At 61.0% G+C, this 17,547-nt stretch carries 16 protein-coding genes and 1 pseudogene; 11 read left to right on the top strand and 6 right to left on the bottom strand.

Annotation, left to right across the window (positions count from 1 at the left end; genetic code table 11):
- Both G7025_RS08055 and G7025_RS08060 read left to right on the top strand, forming a co-directional pair.
- Positions 1 to 686 (top strand): annotated as a pseudogene (locus tag G7025_RS08055) (hypothetical protein); the annotation flags it as partial.
- 699 nt (positions 687 to 1,385) lie between these two features.
- Positions 1,386 to 1,685: a DUF6124 family protein gene (locus tag G7025_RS08060; protein ID WP_181077958.1), complete on the top strand. Its 300-nt coding sequence runs from the start codon at positions 1,386 to 1,388 to the stop codon at positions 1,683 to 1,685.
- A gap of 169 nt (positions 1,686 to 1,854) precedes the next feature.
- On the opposite strand, the gene G7025_RS08065 is transcribed toward G7025_RS08060, so the two are convergent.
- Positions 1,855 to 2,694 (bottom strand): cache domain-containing protein, encoded by an 840-nt coding sequence (locus G7025_RS08065; RefSeq protein ID WP_181077983.1) that lies wholly within the window; start codon positions 2,692 to 2,694, stop codon positions 1,855 to 1,857.
- 50 nt (positions 2,695 to 2,744) lie between these two features.
- The gene (locus tag G7025_RS08070) at positions 2,745 to 3,518 is read right to left on the bottom strand and encodes a transporter substrate-binding domain-containing protein (RefSeq protein ID WP_181077985.1); all 774 of its coding nucleotides are present in this window, start codon (positions 3,516 to 3,518) and stop codon (positions 2,745 to 2,747) included.
- A gap of 364 nt (positions 3,519 to 3,882) precedes the next feature.
- Here G7025_RS08070 and G7025_RS08075 point away from each other — a divergent pair, with 364 nt between their 5' ends.
- The 6 genes from G7025_RS08075 to G7025_RS08100 all read left to right on the top strand — a co-directional run bounded on the left by G7025_RS08075 (position 3,883) and on the right by G7025_RS08100 (position 12,208).
- Positions 3,883 to 5,253 (top strand): glutamine synthetase family protein, encoded by a 1,371-nt coding sequence (locus G7025_RS08075; RefSeq protein WP_181077987.1) that lies wholly within the window; start codon positions 3,883 to 3,885, stop codon positions 5,251 to 5,253.
- Positions 5,254 to 5,354: 101 nt separating this feature from the next.
- A complete protein-coding gene (locus G7025_RS08080) occupies positions 5,355 to 5,951 on the top strand; it encodes a class I SAM-dependent methyltransferase (protein WP_181077989.1) in 597 nt (198 codons plus the stop codon).
- Positions 5,952 to 6,076: 125 nt separating this feature from the next.
- The gene (gene rnd / locus G7025_RS08085; protein ID WP_181077990.1) at positions 6,077 to 7,210 is read left to right on the top strand and encodes a ribonuclease D; all 1,134 of its coding nucleotides are present in this window, start codon (positions 6,077 to 6,079) and stop codon (positions 7,208 to 7,210) included.
- A complete protein-coding gene (locus tag G7025_RS08090; RefSeq protein WP_181077992.1) occupies positions 7,207 to 7,500 on the top strand; it encodes a YcgL domain-containing protein in 294 nt (97 codons plus the stop codon). The genes rnd and G7025_RS08090 overlap by 4 nt, the downstream gene beginning before the upstream one ends.
- A 106-nt stretch (positions 7,501 to 7,606) precedes the next feature.
- Positions 7,607 to 8,539: a D-2-hydroxyacid dehydrogenase gene (locus G7025_RS08095; RefSeq protein WP_181077994.1), complete on the top strand. Its 933-nt coding sequence runs from the start codon at positions 7,607 to 7,609 to the stop codon at positions 8,537 to 8,539.
- Between the two features lie 165 nt (positions 8,540 to 8,704).
- Positions 8,705 to 12,208, top strand: coding sequence for an OspG family effector kinase (locus tag G7025_RS08100; protein WP_181077996.1), 3,504 nt, complete (start codon positions 8,705 to 8,707; stop codon positions 12,206 to 12,208).
- Positions 12,209 to 12,324: 116 nt separating this feature from the next.
- Here the strand turns inward: G7025_RS08100 and G7025_RS08105 are convergent, their stop codons facing one another.
- A complete protein-coding gene (locus G7025_RS08105) occupies positions 12,325 to 12,909 on the bottom strand; it encodes a nitroreductase family protein (RefSeq protein WP_181077998.1) in 585 nt (194 codons plus the stop codon).
- Positions 12,910 to 13,062: 153 nt separating this feature from the next.
- On the opposite strand from G7025_RS08105, the gene G7025_RS08110 reads away from it, so the two are divergent.
- Positions 13,063 to 13,512, top strand: coding sequence for a YcgN family cysteine cluster protein (locus G7025_RS08110; protein ID WP_043046481.1), 450 nt, complete (start codon positions 13,063 to 13,065; stop codon positions 13,510 to 13,512).
- A gap of 11 nt (positions 13,513 to 13,523) precedes the next feature.
- Positions 13,524 to 14,744 carry a hypothetical protein gene (locus tag G7025_RS08115; protein ID WP_181078000.1) on the top strand — a complete coding sequence of 407 codons (1,221 nt, stop codon included), beginning with the start codon at positions 13,524 to 13,526 and terminating at the stop codon, positions 14,742 to 14,744.
- A gap of 86 nt (positions 14,745 to 14,830) precedes the next feature.
- Here G7025_RS08115 and G7025_RS08120 read toward each other — a convergent pair whose 3' ends face one another.
- From G7025_RS08120 to G7025_RS08130, 3 genes are all read right to left on the bottom strand, one after another.
- The gene (locus tag G7025_RS08120) at positions 14,831 to 15,181 is read right to left on the bottom strand and encodes a YgaP family membrane protein (RefSeq protein WP_181078002.1); all 351 of its coding nucleotides are present in this window, start codon (positions 15,179 to 15,181) and stop codon (positions 14,831 to 14,833) included.
- Between the two features lie 67 nt (positions 15,182 to 15,248).
- On the bottom strand, positions 15,249 to 15,716 hold the full coding sequence (locus G7025_RS08125; RefSeq protein WP_034096446.1) for an RNA methyltransferase: 468 nt from the start codon (positions 15,714 to 15,716) through the stop codon (positions 15,249 to 15,251).
- 370 nt (positions 15,717 to 16,086) lie between these two features.
- A complete protein-coding gene (locus tag G7025_RS08130; protein WP_181078004.1) occupies positions 16,087 to 16,461 on the bottom strand; it encodes a YajD family HNH nuclease in 375 nt (124 codons plus the stop codon).
- Positions 16,462 to 16,568: 107 nt separating this feature from the next.
- Here G7025_RS08130 and G7025_RS08135 point away from each other — a divergent pair, with 107 nt between their 5' ends.
- On the top strand, positions 16,569 to 17,546 hold the full coding sequence (locus tag G7025_RS08135; protein WP_181078005.1) for a ParB/Srx family N-terminal domain-containing protein: 978 nt from the start codon (positions 16,569 to 16,571) through the stop codon (positions 17,544 to 17,546).
- The last annotated feature ends 1 nt before the right edge of the window (position 17,547 follow it).

A 17,547-nucleotide genomic window follows, 5' to 3' on the forward strand; every position in this document is an offset into this window, starting at 1 on the left:
TGAGCTTTATCAACCAAAGGGTATGGCTGACCTGCAGCAGTCCGGGCGTGGACGACTTGAAGGTGCTTGACGGGTATGCGATCAACTCAGGGGAAGCGGCGGCGGGGCTGGTGAATAAGGATGTGGCCCGCGGTTGGTTATCGACCGTGCAGGACAATGGTTCGATTACGGTTAGTTGTGACGTGACGTTGGATGGCAGTACGGAAAGGGGAGGGCAGGTTTTTCCGTTGACGACTTATTCCGCAAAAAATTTGCCAACCGGAGAAAACTTTGACGAAGTGGCAGAAGTGACAGTTATTCGATATGGAGAATCTTTAGAGATAAAAGGCATGAAAATCAGCGTGATAGGTGGAGCAGCTGATGGCTTACTCGCGATCAGGGATACTGCGTTTTATACCCCGGGCAAAATTGAGAATAAAATTTTATCGAACTCAAACGCTCCTGTAGTTTACAAGCTTGAGTTTAAAGCATCTTATACAAGGGTGTCTTTTTGGTATGTAGCCGCCGACGAGTACAATTCTGCTACCAGCTATGATGAGCACGACCGCCCCCTAGAAACTAAATATATAGCTCCTCCGCGTAGTGTGCAGCAGGTCGTTTTTAGCCGCCCGGGCATACGAAGTATAGTAGTAGCAAATGCAAATAGGGATTCTTTTGAAATGGATACCTTTGAATTCGTGATTTAGTCACTCATTCAGATTAATGATCCACTGAATATTCAAGAACGATCTATTTAATTAACTTTGGGAGAGGGCTTGTTTTCGAGAGGGGCATGTCAATTAGCTTATTTTTAATTGCAAAATTAAAAATGAGTTGGTTGTCTCCCTGCAATCGAGGTCCTTCTCCCAGACTTCGAAAAAGCGGGACAGCTTTACTTAGTCCTAGAGTCGAAAAAAGCACTCGCCATCAGTCTGACGCAAACAGCACTGCGGGTGGTGATTTGCCCCGATAGCGGTGGATCAGTCTAGATGAGCTAACTGACACGCCACCATCGGGGGCAAGCTCCCTCCCACCTTTAACCTGTGCCGCCTGATCGACATGCATTGTTAAAGGCCAGCAATCCCTATCCCTTTAATTTGCAGGACGTTTCCTAGACAATCCCACGGCCTTGCGCCTACTTGTTCCACTGGCTAGCCTTCGCTCCGTCGCTGCCTATCAGCGATCGGGTGTGGAAACCTGGGAATTCAGTGGGCGCCAAGCGCCAGCTCCATCAGACAGTTGTCGGCATGACTTGGCCTTCAGACCGTTTTATGGCGGCTGTACGTGGGCAGGCTTCGGTCTGGCCGGGTCCTACTGTCCGGTTTTCCACCCTGCGTACAGCTGCCACCCTATTGTCGTGTGGAAACGACACCAGGCTGGCTCCTTTTTCAGTAGGAGCTTCACTTATGAACAAAATCGTCCCAGACCCACCCCGTTTCACCCTCGACCGCGACATTCTCGACCGCGCCCTGCGTCATTACCTGCAACCCGACTCACCGCCATCCTTCACCGTGCACCACGACCTCAGCTTCGAAGACGCCCTCGCCCAGCTCTGCGACCTGCTGCGCTGCGCCGCCGCCACCGCATCCGACACCACCCAGGGCTTGAGCGGCGAGCAGCGCCATATGGCCGGTGCCACGCAGCACTTGATCGACATGGCCAGCACCCTGGCCGACCGCGCGCTGGAGTGCCTGCACGCTGGGTGATAGCGCAAATGGGCTGGCTCCCAATAGCGGGTGTCAGCCCATTCACCCTGCGTCTGCGCGCCGCATAGCCAACACTTCCCACCTCCTACCAGCGGTCGGAACTGCGATTTCTAATAGTCAGTAGCTCCCCGCCAAGCTCCCCTCCCATTCGAACGCATTCCAATGCCGATCAGGGGCTGTAGTAGCCGACCGCAACCATGTAATGCCCGCTCTTGCGGATATACGCATGTTTGTTCTCGACCTTGTCGGTGATCGGGTTTTTCCAGCGGTATTTGTATTCGCCCTGGTCCTGCTCCGTCATCAGTTTGAGTATCGGCTCGCCCACCGGTTTGCCGTCGGGGTCCTTGATCTTGCTGAAGTCGGTGTTGATCAACCGCAGCGTGGTGCCATGGGCCACGTAGCGCTGGGTATTGAGGTCCACCACGAACACGTACAGGTCATCCTGCAGAAAGCCGCCCTGCAGTGAGTTGATCGCCTTGAGCGTACCGGCTTCGTCCTTGACCAACGCATTCACCGCTTTGTTGCGCAGCGCCCGGGCCTGTTCCGGGGTGGCCCGTGGCAGGTAGTAACCCACCGCCAGGATGCGCTCGCCCACGCGCTGGTAAAACACATGCTTGTGCTCGACCTTGCCGTCGTTCCAGTTCTGCCAGCGATAGTCGGCCTGCTGCATGCCCTGGCCCTCGGGCACCTTGAGCGCTTGCTCGAATGACTCGCGCAGGTCCGGCCCGAGCACCTCGGATACGTCGCGGCCGATCAACGCGGAGGAGGGGCCGCCACTGGCCAGCAAGACACCCTGGGTGTCGACCACGAACACATAGCGGTCATGGTCGACAAACTCCCCCTGGCGGCTGAAGGCGGCAAAGGCCTTGTCGCCATTGCTCTGGTAATAAACCAGGGCTTTTTCCAGCAGCGCCTTCGCGGCCTGGGCATCGTCATCCTGAGCGGTATCGGCATGCACCTGGCTGAATCCCAACAGCAGCAGCCAGGTCATTCTCAGCAGTCCCTTCATGAACCCATCCTCGTTCTTGTTGATGTGAGCACAGCGTAGACGCCTATGGCTCAGGGCGCCTCCAGCCATTGATTGACGATGCCGTCGTACACGCCGGTGGCCACGCTCAGGTGCAACCACTGGTCCACATAGCTTTTCCACGCCACGTCGTCCCGGGGCAGCAGAAAGGCTTTTTCGCTGTACTGCATTTGCTTGTCCGGGTTGACCGCGCACAGCCCCGGCTTGAGCTTTTGCTGGAAGCGCGCCTCGCTGGCATCGGTGATCATCACGTCGGCCTTGCCCGCCAGCAACTCGTCGAAAATCGTCACGTTGTCGTGCAGGCGAATCTGCGCTTTGCCCAAGTGCGTACGGGCGAACACTTCGTTGGTACCGCCTGCCGGTTCGATCACTCGTACCTGGGGCTGGTTGATCTGTTCGACGCTCTGGTAGCGCTGCACGTCGGCGCAGCGAACCAGCGGGATCTTGCCGTCGACACCAAGGGACTGACTGAAAAAGGCCTTTTTCTGACGCTCCAGCGACACCGAAATGCCCCCCACCGCGATATCGCAGCGCTGGGCCAGGAAGTCCGGCATCAGGGTTTTCCACGTGGTAGGCACCCATTGGATCCTGGCGTTGAGGCTTTTGGCCAGGGACTCGGCCATGGCAATGTCGATGCCTTCATAGCGGCCATCGGCGCGCAGCGAGGTGTAGGGCTTGTAGTCGCCGGTGGTGCACACGCTGAGGGTGCCACGCTGCAACACCTCATCGAGGCGCGACGCACCGGTGTCGGCCAGGGCCGACGTGGCCAGGCTCGCCAGTACACAGAGGGCTAAAGGAGCTTTCATGCGGTCGAGTCCTTGGGGTGAGGGCGGGTGGCCATTATTTCCAGCGCGGGGCAGGGTGGCAAGGCGTGACGATTGTTTAGCCGGGCTGCAACCACACTCCGTCAAGCGTGAATTTAACCGGCGGTCGCCGCGTGTGAGGCTGGCGCGCATCCCACCAGTGTGATTGCCCATGGCCGCTTCCCCCGACGCTCACCTCGCGACACTGCCGTCCGCGCTGGCGTTCTGGGCGCTGTTCCACTGCCGTCACGCGCGTCCGCCGGATACCGCTCTCCTACGTTGATTGACCCATTGGATGACGCACACCTGTGCGCATCTGCCCGGCGGCGCCCGCGCGCCTGCCTGACGTACCCGTATGAGAGCCCCCATGAGTATTTTTGCCAGCCTGCACGAAGCCCAGTCCTTTCTTGAACACAACCCGGACATTGAACTGTTCGAGCTGTTTATCCTCGACAACAACGGCGTGCCACGCGGCAAGCTGCTGCACCGCGATGAACTGCTGGCGGTGTACGCAAGCGGCCGCCCGCTGCCCAGCACCATTCTGGGCCTGACCATCAACGGCGATGACGTGGAAAATTCCGGCCTGGTCTGGGACGTGGGCGATATCGACTGCCGCGCCTACCCGATCAGCGGCAGCTTGCAACGCATGCCGTGGCGGTTGATCCCCACCGCGGCGGTGCAGGTGAGCATGCACCCCCGCGAAGGCCTGCCCGCCACCGTGGCGGACCCGCGCCAGCTGCTGGCCAAGGTGGTGGACGCGCTCAAGGCCGACGGCTATTACCCGGTGATGGCGGCCGAGCTGGAGTTCTACCTGCTTGACCAGACACCCGACAGCCACGGCCGCCCGCAACCGGCGCGCGACCAGGACGGCGGCCGTCCGCGCGCGACCCAAGTCTATGGCCTGCGCGAACTGGAGCAGATCGAACCGTTTCTGGCCGACCTTTACAGTGCCTGCAAGCTGCAAGGCATCCCGGCGCGTACGGCGATTTCCGAGTACGCCCCCGGCCAGGTCGAAATCACCCTGGAGCACCGCGCCGATGCTCTGCAGGCCATGGACGAAGCCGTGCGCTACAAGCGTCTGGTCAAGGGTGTGGCCCACAAACACGGGATGACCGCCTGTTTTATGGCCAAACCGTTCGACGACCTGGCGGGCACCGGCCTGCACATGCATGTCAGCCTGGCGGATGCCGACGGCCACAACCTGTTCGCCAGCGACGCAGCCGATGGCACGCCGCTGCTGCGTCATGCGGTGGGCGGCATGCTCAGTACTTTGCTCGACGCGTTGCTGCTGTTTTGCCCCAACGCCAACTCGTATCGGCGCTTCCAGGCCAACAGCTACGCACCGCTGGCCGCCACCTGGGGGGTCGACAACCGCACCGTCAGCCTGCGCGTGCCGGGCGGGCCGGCGCCTTCGCGGCATATCGAACACCGCATCTGCGGTGCCGACGCCAACCCCTACCTGGCTGCCGCGGCGATCCTGGCCGGCATCCATCGGGGCCTGCGCGAGCAGCGCGACCCCGGCGCTCCGGTGCAAGGCAACGGCTACGCTCAGGCCAAAGAGCTGCTGCCCACCGACTGGCTCACCACCCTGCGCGCGCTGGAAGGCTCCCAATGGGCGCGCGAAGCGTTCGGCGAAGAATTTCTCGGCGTGTACCTGGCGGTCAAACGCGCCGAATACCGCCAGTTCATGGGCGAAGTCGGGGAGCAGGATTGGCGTTGGTACCTGCATCAGGCATGACGGGATTAACGGTAGAAAGTCTTCGACCTTTTTTTCACGTGGCGGCCGTTAAGCTGCCAATCAAGGTCGTTCACTACCGTTTCGCCCAGATGAGCCCATAGATGTCGTCACAACCACCATCCTCCATCGAGATCGAATACGCCGAACGCTGTGGCCGTGAACACGCCAGCGTCTGCGGTGACACGCGCCCGCCAGGGCTGCGTCGGCGCCTGGTGGCGTGGCGCGATGCCTGGCTGGTGCGCCAGGCATTGAAAGTGGCCGGCGAGCCGGGGCTGATCCTCGACCTGGCCTGTGGCTCGGGGCGCTTCTGGCCGGTGCTGGCCGAGCACGTCAACCGCGTGATTCTGGCGTCGGACAACTCCCAGGCCATGCTCGACCATGCCCGCACCCATCACCCGGCATCCTTGCTCAAGCGGGTCAAGACGTTCCAGGGCTCGGCGTTTTCCATCGGCCTGTCGGAAAACGCGGTGGACTGCATCTTCTGTCTGGAATTGTTTCGTCATGTACCCGACAGTGAAGGACGCCTGGCGCTGCTGCGCGAGTTTCATCGGGTCAGTCGCGACACCGTGATTATCTCGGTCAACTCCCGCACCGCGGTTGAGGGCGAGTTTCGCCAGGCGGGTTTCAAGGTGCTGCACCATCAGGAATTCGTACCGGGCTCCGCGGTATGGCGTGTCTATGTTCTGCGTAAGAGATGATAACTCCCGCCTGTCGGACTATTCTTCAATGCCTGTCTGAGTTTTCATGATCGGCTGTGCACTGCGGATGCTCGCAAGGCTCTTTCGCGATATATACTGCGCGCCATTCTTCAAGGGAGAGCCGTGTGGCCATCGATATTCACTGGATCTGCGACAACGATAGCCTCGGCCAGCATTGCGCCGAATGGCAGCAGTTGCCATTCGTCGCCCTCGACACCGAATTCATGCGGGTCGACACCTTCTATCCCATTGCCGGGCTGATCCAGATCGGTGACGGCGTACGCGCTTACCTGATCGATCCCCTGACCATCGACAATTGGCAACCCCTGGCTGCTTTGCTGGAAAACCCGGCGGTGATCAAGGTGGTGCATGCCTGCAGCGAAGACCTCGAAGTGCTGCTGCGCCTGACCGGCAGCCTGCCGGTGCCACTGTTCGACACCCAACTGGCGGCTGCGTACCTGAACCTCGGCTTCTCCATGGGCTACTCGCGCCTGGTCCAGGCCGTACTGGACATCGAGTTGCCCAAGGGCGAAACCCGCTCGGACTGGTTGCAACGCCCGTTGTCCGAGACCCAGATCAGCTACGCCGCCGAAGACGCGGTGCACCTGGCCGAAGTCTACGAACGCCTGCGTCCACGCCTGTCGGACGACAAATTCGCGTGGGTGCTGGAGGATGGCGCCGAACTGGTGGCCAACCTGCGCCGCGAAGTCGACCCCTACGAGGTGTACCGCGACGCCAAGCTGGCGTGGAAACTGTCCCGCGCGCAGTTGGCCGTATTGCGTGAGCTGTGCGCCTGGCGCGAGCAGCAGGCCCGTGCCCGGGACCTGCCGCGCAACCGCATCATCCGCGAACATTCGCTCTGGCCCCTGGCCAAGTCCCAGCCGGATAACCTCGCCGCCCTGGGCAAGATCGAAGACATGCACCCGCGCACCGTGCGCCAGGACGGGCAGTTCCTGCTGGACCTGATCAAGCGTGCTGGCAGTGTGCCCGCGGACCAATGGCCGCCGGCCGTGGCCGAGCCCTTGCCGGTGGATGCCGCCGCGCTGATCAAACAGCTGCGCGCCCTCGGCCAGGCCGAAGCCGAACGCCTGGACATGGCGCCGGAACTGATGCTGCGCAAGAAAACCCTCGAAGCCCTGGTTAAAAGTGGCTACCCCGATGGACCTTACCAATTGCCAGACTCGCTGCGTGGCTGGCGCCGCGAGTTGATGGGCCAGGCGCTGCTCGACAGCCTGGCCACTGCCGGAGAACAGCCTTGAAACGTATTTGCTCCATCTACCGCAGCTTGAAAAAAGACGGCATGTACCTCTATGTGCTCAAGAGCGATGCCCTTGAGCGCGTGCCCGAGCCCTTGATGGTGGCGTTCGGCAAACCGCACCTGGCCTTCGACATGGTCCTGACACCAGAGCGTAAGTTGTCGCGCGAGGACATCGCCGTGGTCCTGGAAAACCTCGATAAACAGGGCTACCACCTGCAAATGCCGCCGGCCGAGGACGAGTACATCGAACACTTGCCCGAAGAGCTGCTGCGTCGCAATGACCCGATGTGATCGGTAGGTGCCCTGTCCGGGGCACATTCTCATTGAAATCGTTTGAGTTGGCGGTGGCCGTAAGGATACGGGCGGCCGTCTGCACTGTTTTTGAAAGGTTTGAACCATGCGTGTTCTGATTGCTGAACAGGATCACCCGCTGTATGCCCGACTGCTCAGCGAAGCAGCGCCGGAGCTGGAAGTGCTGACCAGCGGCGACTCCGCCGAGCTGTCGCGCCTGGCCGCCGACTGCCCGGTGTGGCTGGGCCAGCCGGACCTGCTGGCGACCCTGCTGCGCCAGGGCCACCACCCGCAATGGCTGCAGTCGACCTGGGCCGGCATCACGCCGCTGCTGGCCGACGGCTTGCCACGCGACTATCGCCTGACCCGTGCGGTGGGGATTTTCGGCCAGGTGATGGCCGAGTTTGTGCTGACCTATATGCTCGGCCATGAGCGCGAGGTGCTGGCGCGCCTGGTCAGCCAGGTCGAGCGCAAGTGGGACAACCGCATGGGCCAGAGCCTGGCCGGACGCAAGGTGTTGATCGTCGGCACGGGGGATATCGGCCGGAGCGTCGCCCGATTCCTCGTGCCGTTTGGCGTCAAGCTGTACGGCATCGCCAGCACTGCGCGTGAGCAGGAGCCCTTTATAGAAGTGGCCGGGCCGGACCAACTGGGCCGGTTGGTGGGGGAGGTGGATTATGTGATCAACCTGTTGCCCAACACACCCAACACCCATGACCTGTACGACGCGGCGCTGTTCAAGCAGTTCAAGCCCACCGGCCTGTTCATCAACGTCGGGCGTGGCGTGGCGGTGGTCGATGCGGATCTGGTCGAGGCGTTGAAAGAAGGGCACCTGGCCGGTGCGGTGATCGACGTGTGCCGCCAGGAACCGCTGCCGCAGCGCCATCCGTTCTGGACCGCCTGGGGGTTGTTGTTGACTGGGCACAGCTCTGCGCCGACGTCGCCGCCGATGATGGTGGAGTTGTTTCTGGACAACGTACGCGCATACAAGGCAAAGCAAGCCTTGCGCGGTGAAGTGGATTTCGAGCGCGGTTACTGACCGCCGCACCCGGCCATCGGACGCGTTTTGATCTACGTTCGGTCGTGTACACAAAACCTGACAGTCCGGTTGGAACCGCCCTGGCGGGCCTGCCACCCAGTGATCGCAAAGGCGCAAGGTTGCGTCTTTTAAAGGATATCCACTGGATTAAGGACAGGTACTGTCATGACTACACCCACACCGCCTGCTGTTTATGTGCGCCACAGGGAGTATTTGCACTCCGCTATCGCCTCCGCTGACGAACCGTCTGAAACGCTTGCCACCCCTGTGCCCCGACCTATTTCGGCATTCAAGAACGCCTTGGGCGACCACTGCGACCGGCGAACCCTGAGTCGGCGGCTCCAGACCGTCATTCAGCAACTCCCGGGCCAGCTCGTGCCCGATGACACGTTAACCCCTGCCAAAGCCAGAGAAAGGATGGAGACCGCGCTCGCCTCGCTCTTGAGCAGCACAACGATGTATGTGTGCGAGGACGCCTCCTATCAACCACCCCAGCCGCTGCCGCCCAACCGTCTGGTCAGTCTTGATGCGTACCTTCAAGGCTGTGCGCTGCAGGTGCCCAAAACCCTGGAAGCGCTGGTCGAGCTGAAAAATGCGCTGTCCGCGCAAGCTCAGGCCCATCCGCTGGGGAACCTCGGCGGTGCCCTGTCCTGGCCGCGAGCGATGCCCGGTGAAGACCAGAACACCCTCGTCCACCTGCTGCACAGCAATGAAACCGGCTTACAAAGTCTGCCTTTGCCTGAGGGCGGGAAGGGGGCCTTGGGCTATCTGCTCAGTGGCAGCTCGGTGGTTGAGGCCGACCTCAAACACCCGATGGTCGCGATGGAGAAGCTGCTCGCCTCCCCCAAGGCGCGGGCTTTGGAGCAAGCCCTGCGGGCGCGGCTGGGCGGTATGCCTGCCGTGGGCTGTAACAGCGATTATGTGATGACGGCGATCCAGTTGGGCCTTGATCCGGAGTCTTTGGCGGCCCCCGCTCGCAATCACGTTGCCGGTTTTGACTTGGCGAGCAGCCAGTATTGGGGGCAACCGGCCTCAACGGTGGTTGAGGCGCTAGGCAAACATTTGATCGAGCAAGGCCGTGTCAGCGCGACGACCGCCCATTTAGGAGCCTATCTGCTGCTGGCCAAGGCTGCTCCTCACTACCTGGTCAAAGACATTCCCCAAAGCGTGACCTACGGTAGCGTCCTGTGGGCACAATTGACGATGGCCGTGGCCAGGATCGAGGTGCAGACACCCGGACGCACCCTCGCCATGGGGTACGCCGAGATTCTGCTGGCTGCCGAACAGCTCGATAGCGATGAAACGGTCAGCCAGCCTATCGATTACCAGGCGCTGAGGGATTGGGGCATCGCCAGTGGCTTTCTCGTCGGCGCGGAACAAGTGCCTTCGGCCAGCGATATGGAGCGCGTGCGAACAGCGTATAACCATCACCTGAGTTCGCTCAAAGACGCCAGTACGTTGCTGCAAACTGACATTCCCAGTCGCAAGGCGATGGCACTTACCCAGCTCAAGGCCGCGTTTCCCGACCTGGACAGCCACCTCTTTGAGGTGCGCACGCTCCACAAAGCACGCTTGAAGGAAGGTCGGCCAGGCCTGTATCCCGGCGAGCGCTCAATGCTGGACGTCGTCATGGAAGGCGGCGCGCTGGGGCCTGAAGATCATTGGATAAGCACTGACAAACGGCTACCCGTCCAAAGGTTCTGCGCGCTTTACGAGAAGGGTGGATTGGGGGTTGCCGCGCCCTTCCAGGCTTCATATGACGAGGCCCTGAGCGCACTGGAGGACGGTCAGCAACGCCTGGTTCGGCACCTGATCTCCACGTTGCCTTTGGAGGACCGCAGGAACCTGGAAGAGGGCAAGCTGGAATTCTTCCATACCAACCAATACACAATTGCCGGTGATCTACTCACCCCTCCCGCCCTGCATGTCAGAGGCCACACATTGGAGGTGAAGACCACCACCCGAGATGGCCCAAACCTCTACACCATCGACACGCGCAGAGGTGTCATCGAAAAAGAGAACTTCCTGCTACGCCGACGTACCGAGCCGTATACCACCCGCAAAATGGAACAGCGCGAGGCCAATATCCTCTCGCGAACGGCAGTGTTTGACCCCTATGACGGTAAGCGCGCCGCGCATTATGCGCAGCAACCGCAGGGGACGGGGCAGCCTGATAGTTTTAATTCCCCTCGCAGCCAGTTGATCGCCGATGTTTTCGTCAAATCACTGGACCTGAACAACGCCGATCTACTGCAGGAGGCCAGAGGGGTCACTTCGTATGATCAAGACCGCAGCCGAAACCACGCGATTTCCGAGTTCTTTCTGAACCTCATCCCTTTACGCTCGGCCATCGTCAACTTTCAAAACGGCAGTGTCGGGCAGGGCCTCTTCGACTTGGGCATGGATGTGGTCGGCCTGGTCACCCTGGGTGCCGGCAAGGCTGCGCAAGCGGGCAAGGCATTGGGTAAAACTCTGTCAACGGCGAGCAGGCTGGCCAAGGCCGCGCGGTTCGTCGGCGCGACTGTGGTTGAGGCGTTCAACCCCTTGAGCGGTCTGGGCGATCTGGCATTGGTCGGTGGCCGCTTGGCGTTGAGAGGTGGTCGTACTGTGGTGAATCACCTCAAGGGTGCCACCGGTAGCTATGACCTGCTCAAAATTGCCAGCAAGCAATACGGTGACGTGGCAACGGGCAGCTTCAAAGTGGCTGGTGAACGTGTTGAAGGCGCAGCGACGCTGCACAATGGCAAATGGTATGCCCTGGACGCGCAGGCCATGCGGCCTTATGGCCGTCCGCTCGAAGATTTTGTACCGGCTGCCCGCGCAGTGGAGGGCAAGGTGACCCTGTTGCCGAAGGCGCCGGACGCTGAGCTGAGTAATGCGTTGTTTGGCTCATTCAACGTGCCCGAAGCGAAGATCGCCGGGTGTCCACGCAACAGCCAGGGGGTGTATGTCGCCGCCGATGGCCACGTATCGCATATTCGCCACACCGACAGCACGGGCCGGACAGCTGTTTACGAAGTCCGACAGGTCACGCGCACCGAGGATGGCAGGGTGCAGGCGCGGGTTTATCACAACAATCGACAAACGTCGTTGCTGGTTGAGCATGTCCAGGGTGATCAATGGCAGCGACTGGGAGCCCGTGGGGGGAGTCCGGCTTCAGTGAAAGCGGACCTGGGACGTGAGATTGGGCGAGGTACCGAAGGCGTCGTCTATGAGAGTCTCGATGGGCGTAGTGCCTATAAGGACATGGGGGCTACGAGCTCCGACGTTCTGCCCGACTACACGAGGCATGAAACCCGAGCGCTGAACCAATATTACGGAGAGGGTTTTGCCACGGCGATTCTTGAGGATGGCCGCTCATATATCAAAATGCCGAAACTGGACGGCGTCAGCATGGCGAAAATTGAAAAGCGCAGTTTGCCCCCAGAGGTTCGAACCTTACTTGAGGACGCATTGAACGGGATGGAAGCCAAGGGCGTTTATCACCAGGATCTGCAGTTGAAGAACCTTTTATATTCCTCCAGAGACAACAAAATCTATCCGGTTGATATTCAGTCGCTACCGCCTGAACTGATGGTGCCGGGCGAGGCGCTTTATGAGATGGAAATCGCGGCGTATACGCGCAGCAAGAACGATCTCAAGAGACGCTTGAGTGAGCTGCTTGCCTAGTCGACAGGGGCAGAAAAGCCCGTGCACTTGAATGCGCCGCACATTCAAACGTGTGCCTGCCGGGGAGGGGCAGCGCTGACAAAGTATCACCTGGCCCATCCCCGACACGCTTAGCCTTAATGGCTGAAATCGCCCTCCGATACCAACTCGCTCAACGGTTTGCGCGGGCTGGGCGCTTCACGGCCTTGCAAGTACTCCGGCAAGGTCGCCTTGTCCCCCAGCTTGCCGATCGCCACCGCCGCATGCAGGGCATAGCCTTCTGGGATCTTCAACTCGTTGCGGGTCAGTTCCTGATCGAAGCCGGCCATGCCGTGGGTGTGCCAGCCACTGAGGCTGGCTTGCAGCGCCAGGTGGCCCCAGGCCGATCCGGTGTCGAACGTATGCCACAGTGCCGGGGTTTCTTCGCTGGCGCCGGGGGCGACAAAGTCGGTTTTCGAGGCAATGATCACTAAGGCCGAGGCGTGCTGTGCCCAGCTGCGGTTGAATTCGTTGAGCAGGCCCAGGAAGCGTTCCCAGTCCGGTGTGTCGCGGCGAGCGTAGAGAAAACGCCAGGGTTGCGAGTTGTAGGCCGACGGCGCCCAGCGTGCGGCTTCGAAGAAACTCAGCAGGGTTTCCTTCGAGATGTTTTCGCCGGTGAACGCGCGCGGCGACCAGCGGTCGGTGAACTGGGGATGGATCGGGTAGTCGGCAACGCGGGTCATAGGTGGTTCCTGATCGTCAATTCGATGCTCAAAGCTACTGCGCGCCCGCTAGACTGACAAGTCTTGCAACACCGCCAGTCGTAAGCGCTTGGCCGCGGACGGCCATCGCACTAGACTGGCGGCCCTTTTACCGACCGATACCCACGTAGAGCCATGGCCGCCAAAGTCGAACCTTTCTGGATACGCAAGACCCTCGAACAGCTCGACCAGGAGGAATGGGAGTCGCTGTGCGACGGCTGTGGCTTGTGCTGCCTGCAAAAACTTGAAGACGAAGACGACAACAGCGTTTATTACACGCGCATCGCCTGCAAGTTGCTGGACCTGAAAACCTGCCAGTGCACCGACTACCCCAATCGACGCGCGTCGGTGCCGGACTGCATCCAGCTCACCCCGGGCCAGGCCGACCAATTCAAATGGCTGCCGCCCACCTGCGGTTATCGCCTGGTGAGCGAACGCAAGGATTTGCCGCTGTGGCACCACCTGGTGTGCGGCGACCGCGACGCCGTGCATCACGAACGTATTTCCCAGTCCGGACGCATGCTCAGCGAAGGCAGCGTGCCCGAAGACGACTGGGAGGATTACCTGATCTTCCGCGCTGGCTGAGAGGAATGTGTATGAAGGTTGCAGCCAAGCTGGCGGCGGGCCTGATGGTGCTGGCCATCAGCAGTGCGGCGTGGAGCGCCCGGAAAGTCGACCTGGATTACCACGTCAAACTGTTGCCCCAGACCGAACAGGCCGAAGTCCGCGTGAGCCTGTCCCAAGGTTCGGCGGTGCGTAGCCTGGATTTCGACCTGGGCCACGACGGCACCTACAGCGATTTCAAGGCCGACGGGCAATGGAAAGTCACGGGCCACCGCGGCCTGTGGCAACCGAGCGCCGACAAGGCCAGCCTGACCTACCGGGTCCGCCTCACCCAGGCGCGTAAACCCGGTGTGTATGAAGCGCGCGTGACCCCAGGTTGGGCGATGTTCCGTGGTGAGGACCTGGTGCCCACCGCGCGGCTCGACCAGCAGGATGGCGTCGAGCTGGTCTCGCGCCTGATGTTCGAGTTGCCGGCCGGCTGGAAGAGCATCGAAACCGCCTGGCCGCGCATCGGCAAACACAAGTTCCGTGTCGACAACGTTTCGCGCCTGTTTGACCGTCCCACCGGCTGGATGCTTGCCGGCAACCTCGGCAGTCGCCGCGTGCGCCTGGGTGAAACCGAAGTCACGGTGGCATCGCCCAAAGCGCAGGGCATGCGGCGCATGGATGTGCTGACGTTGCTGACTTTCGTCTGGCCCCAGGTCGAAGCCGCCTTCCCGCGCCATCCGGCCAAGCTGCTGGTGGTTGGAGCCAGCGACCCGATGCGCCGCGGCGCGTTTTCAGCGCGCGATTCGATCTTTCTCAACAGCCGTACGCCGCTGGTCAGTGAAAACGGCGGCAGCCCGTTGATCCGTGAGGTGGTACAGGCGATTGGCCGTTTCAATGACCATGACAGCAGTGACTGGATCAGCGAAGGGATGGGCGAGTTCTACGCCATCGAACTGTTGCGCCGTGCAGGCGGCGTGACCGATGAGCGGTATCAGGCGATACAGGCGCGGTTGGCCAGGGAAAGCAAGGATGTCACTAGCCTGCGCGGCGAACACGTCAGCGGCGCAACGGTGTCACGGGCAGTGCTGGTGCTGCAGGAACTGGATCGGGAGATCCGGGTGAAAACCCATAACAAGCGCTCCCTCGATGATCTCGCGCAGGCGGTGATGCGCGCCGACCGCATCACCACGGCGGAGTTTGTGCAGCTGGCTGAAAACATCATCGGCGAATCGTCGGTAGTCCTCGATTCCAAGCTTCTGCGCTGATCCTCAACCCTGTACAGATCCCTCTGCAGGAGGAGGCTCGCCACCTCCTGCATTCATTTGTAACTCCAGCAGCTCAGCTGTCGGGATCAGCCAGTGGTTTTAACCGCTTTTTCGGCGGCCACTTCCGCACGGGTCTTGAGATTCTTCAACTCTTCCCCGGCACGTTCGATCTTGGTGCGCACGCTGTTCATTTCACGGCGGCCCTGCTCGAGTTTGTCCTTGAGCGAGCTGTGCCCGGTAAAGCCACGGGCCAGCGCCACGCCGCCAATCGCCACCTGAATCAGACCAAAAATGCCACCACGGCGCAGGCCTTTGCCGACCATCATCACGCCGCCGGCCACCGAGCCGATGCGTTCCCAACCGTGCACATTCTGCGTCGGCTGAGTCTGGAACGGCGTGTGTTCGATGACGGGGCGCAAGGTTGTGCTGTCGCTCATGATCTCTCTCCAACAAGGGCAAGTGTCTGCAGATGACTGCCGGCAGGCGCCGGATGTTCCGAAAAAATCAGTACTTGGGGCCCGAACGGGTGTTGTTGCCCTTGGCCAACCGGTCGTAGAGCACCACGTTGACGGTGGCGGCAAGGTTCATGCAACCGGTGGTGGGGATGTACACCACGTCTTCGCACCAGTCGCGGATATCCTTATCCAGCGAGCCATCTTCCGGGCCGAAGATATACAGCGCACGGTCGGGGTGAGTGTACTCGGGCAGCGGGCGGGCGCCGTCCACCAGTTCCACGGCCACCGGGATGCAGCCCAGCGGCAGGATCTTTTTCAGGTCGTCGATGCCGATCAGCGGAATATCGTGATGGACCTTCTTGGTGTCGGTGATGAAATCCCGCGCGCGTTCGTAACGCACCCCGGTGTAAAACACCGACGCCACGCCATAGCAGCCGGCGGCACGCATCACCGAGCCGACGTTTTCGGGGGATTTTGGGTTATACAGACCGATGCAGCTGTAGCGTTTATTGCCCACGGGGAAGGGTGCCTTGAAGAAAAGCGGCGATTATACGGCCTGAAGGGGATATCGTGCTTGGGCCAGCGCTGTCGGGGGGCAAGCCCCAATGCCGGTCAGTTAAGAGACGGAACGGGCAACCAGTAACCTGTGGCGAGCGGGCTTGCCCCGCGTTGGGCTGCGAAGCAGCCCCAAAACATAGTCCCGGAACTGCCTGGCATACTGCGACGCTCCTATTGGGGCTGCTGCGCAGCCCAGCGCGGGGCAAGCCCGCTCACCACCGTTACAGTGTTCCTCCTTAACTGACTGGCATTTGGGCAAGCCCCCTCTCACCTGTCTATTGTGAGCCCCTTCATCTGTGGGAGGCAGGCGCAACGGACGACGACAATCTTCAGTCGTCTTTCTTCATCAACCCCGCCAATGCCGCGAACGGGTTGTGGGTGGCCTTGGCAATCGTCGGGCTGCTGGTGGAGCCTTCGCCGAAGTACTGCTGGTCGGTGTAGCGCGAGTGCTCGTTGTCATGGCAATACAGACACAGCAATTCCCAGTTGGAGCCGTCCTGGGGATTGTCATCATGATTGTGGTTGCGGTGGTGTACCGTCAGTTCACTCAGGCGCTTGCCGGAGAATTCGCGGGCGCAGCGGCCGCACACGTGCGGGTACATCTTCAGCGCTTTGTCGCGGTAGCCCATTTCGCGGTCGCGCTGGGCATCGGCGAGGATGCGGTCCAGCTTGGCGGTGTGGGAGGGCGGGTTGCTCGAGCTCATCATGGCTCCTGGCTATAAGGTGGGTCACGGACAGTGTTGATTCTAGCCGCTCGCGCCGCAAATGACCGCTAGGTTCGATTCACTTTATCGATAAGGAATGGGAAGTCATGCGTTGGCCATCATGGACTGTTGCACTGCTGCTGTGTGTGGTTGCCGCTCAAGCTCAGGCGTTGTCGGCGCCCAAGCCGGGGCAGGTGATCGAAGTGACCCTCGAACAGCTGCACCCGACCCAGGCGGTGGTGGGGTTCGATCAGATCCATTACAGCCTCGGACTGTTTGCCGCCAAGCCCGCCAAGGCCTTCGATGAATACTGCGAAACCAACGGCCAGGGCGAGGCCGCCAACGTGCCGAAAAACGCCGACCTGCGCCAGCCCGCCAGTTTCAGCTGCGCCAGCCCGGTAGGCACCCATGCGTCCGACATGAAAACCGTGGTGGTGGGCCTGGGCGGTCAGTTGTACCTGACCGATGGTCACCACAGCTTCACCACACTGTGGGAAACCCCAGGCGGCGGGCCTCGGTTGAAAATGTGGGTCAAGGTCACCGACGACTTCAGCGACAGCCCGAACCTGGCTGTTTTCTGGCAGCGCATGGAGGCTGCACGCAAGGTCTGGCTCAAGGATAACCAGGGCCAGCCCCTGCGGCCCGAGCAGTTGCCGGCCCACCTGGGCTTCAGATCCCTGCAGGACGACACCTTCCGCAGCCTGGTGTACTTCACTCGCAAGGCGGCCTACGGCAAACCGGACGAGGGTGAAGTGGCGCCGGAATTCCTGGAGTTCTACTGGGGCAACTGGCTGCGCACCCAAGTGGATTTGACGGCGTACAACCTGAACAAGAAGGGCGGCTATCGTGACGCGATTGAAGCGGTCGCCAAACGCATGGTCAGCCTGGCGCCGGGCGCGCAGATAGGCGACAGCGGTTTCACGGCCCGTCAACTGGGCGGCATGCCCCAGTTGGACCGCGATGAGCTGGAGAAAACCTTCGAGAAAAAAGTGCCGTACGTGATCGACTACCGCCACTCCCATCACCGATGTGGGAAGGGCGGTGTGACGATTCCACGTGCCCCCGATAGCCACGACACAGCGTGAT

The sequence above is a fragment of the Pseudomonas lurida genome, from assembly GCF_013522705.1.
GTDB lineage: Bacteria > Pseudomonadota > Gammaproteobacteria > Pseudomonadales > Pseudomonadaceae > Aquipseudomonas > Aquipseudomonas quebecensis.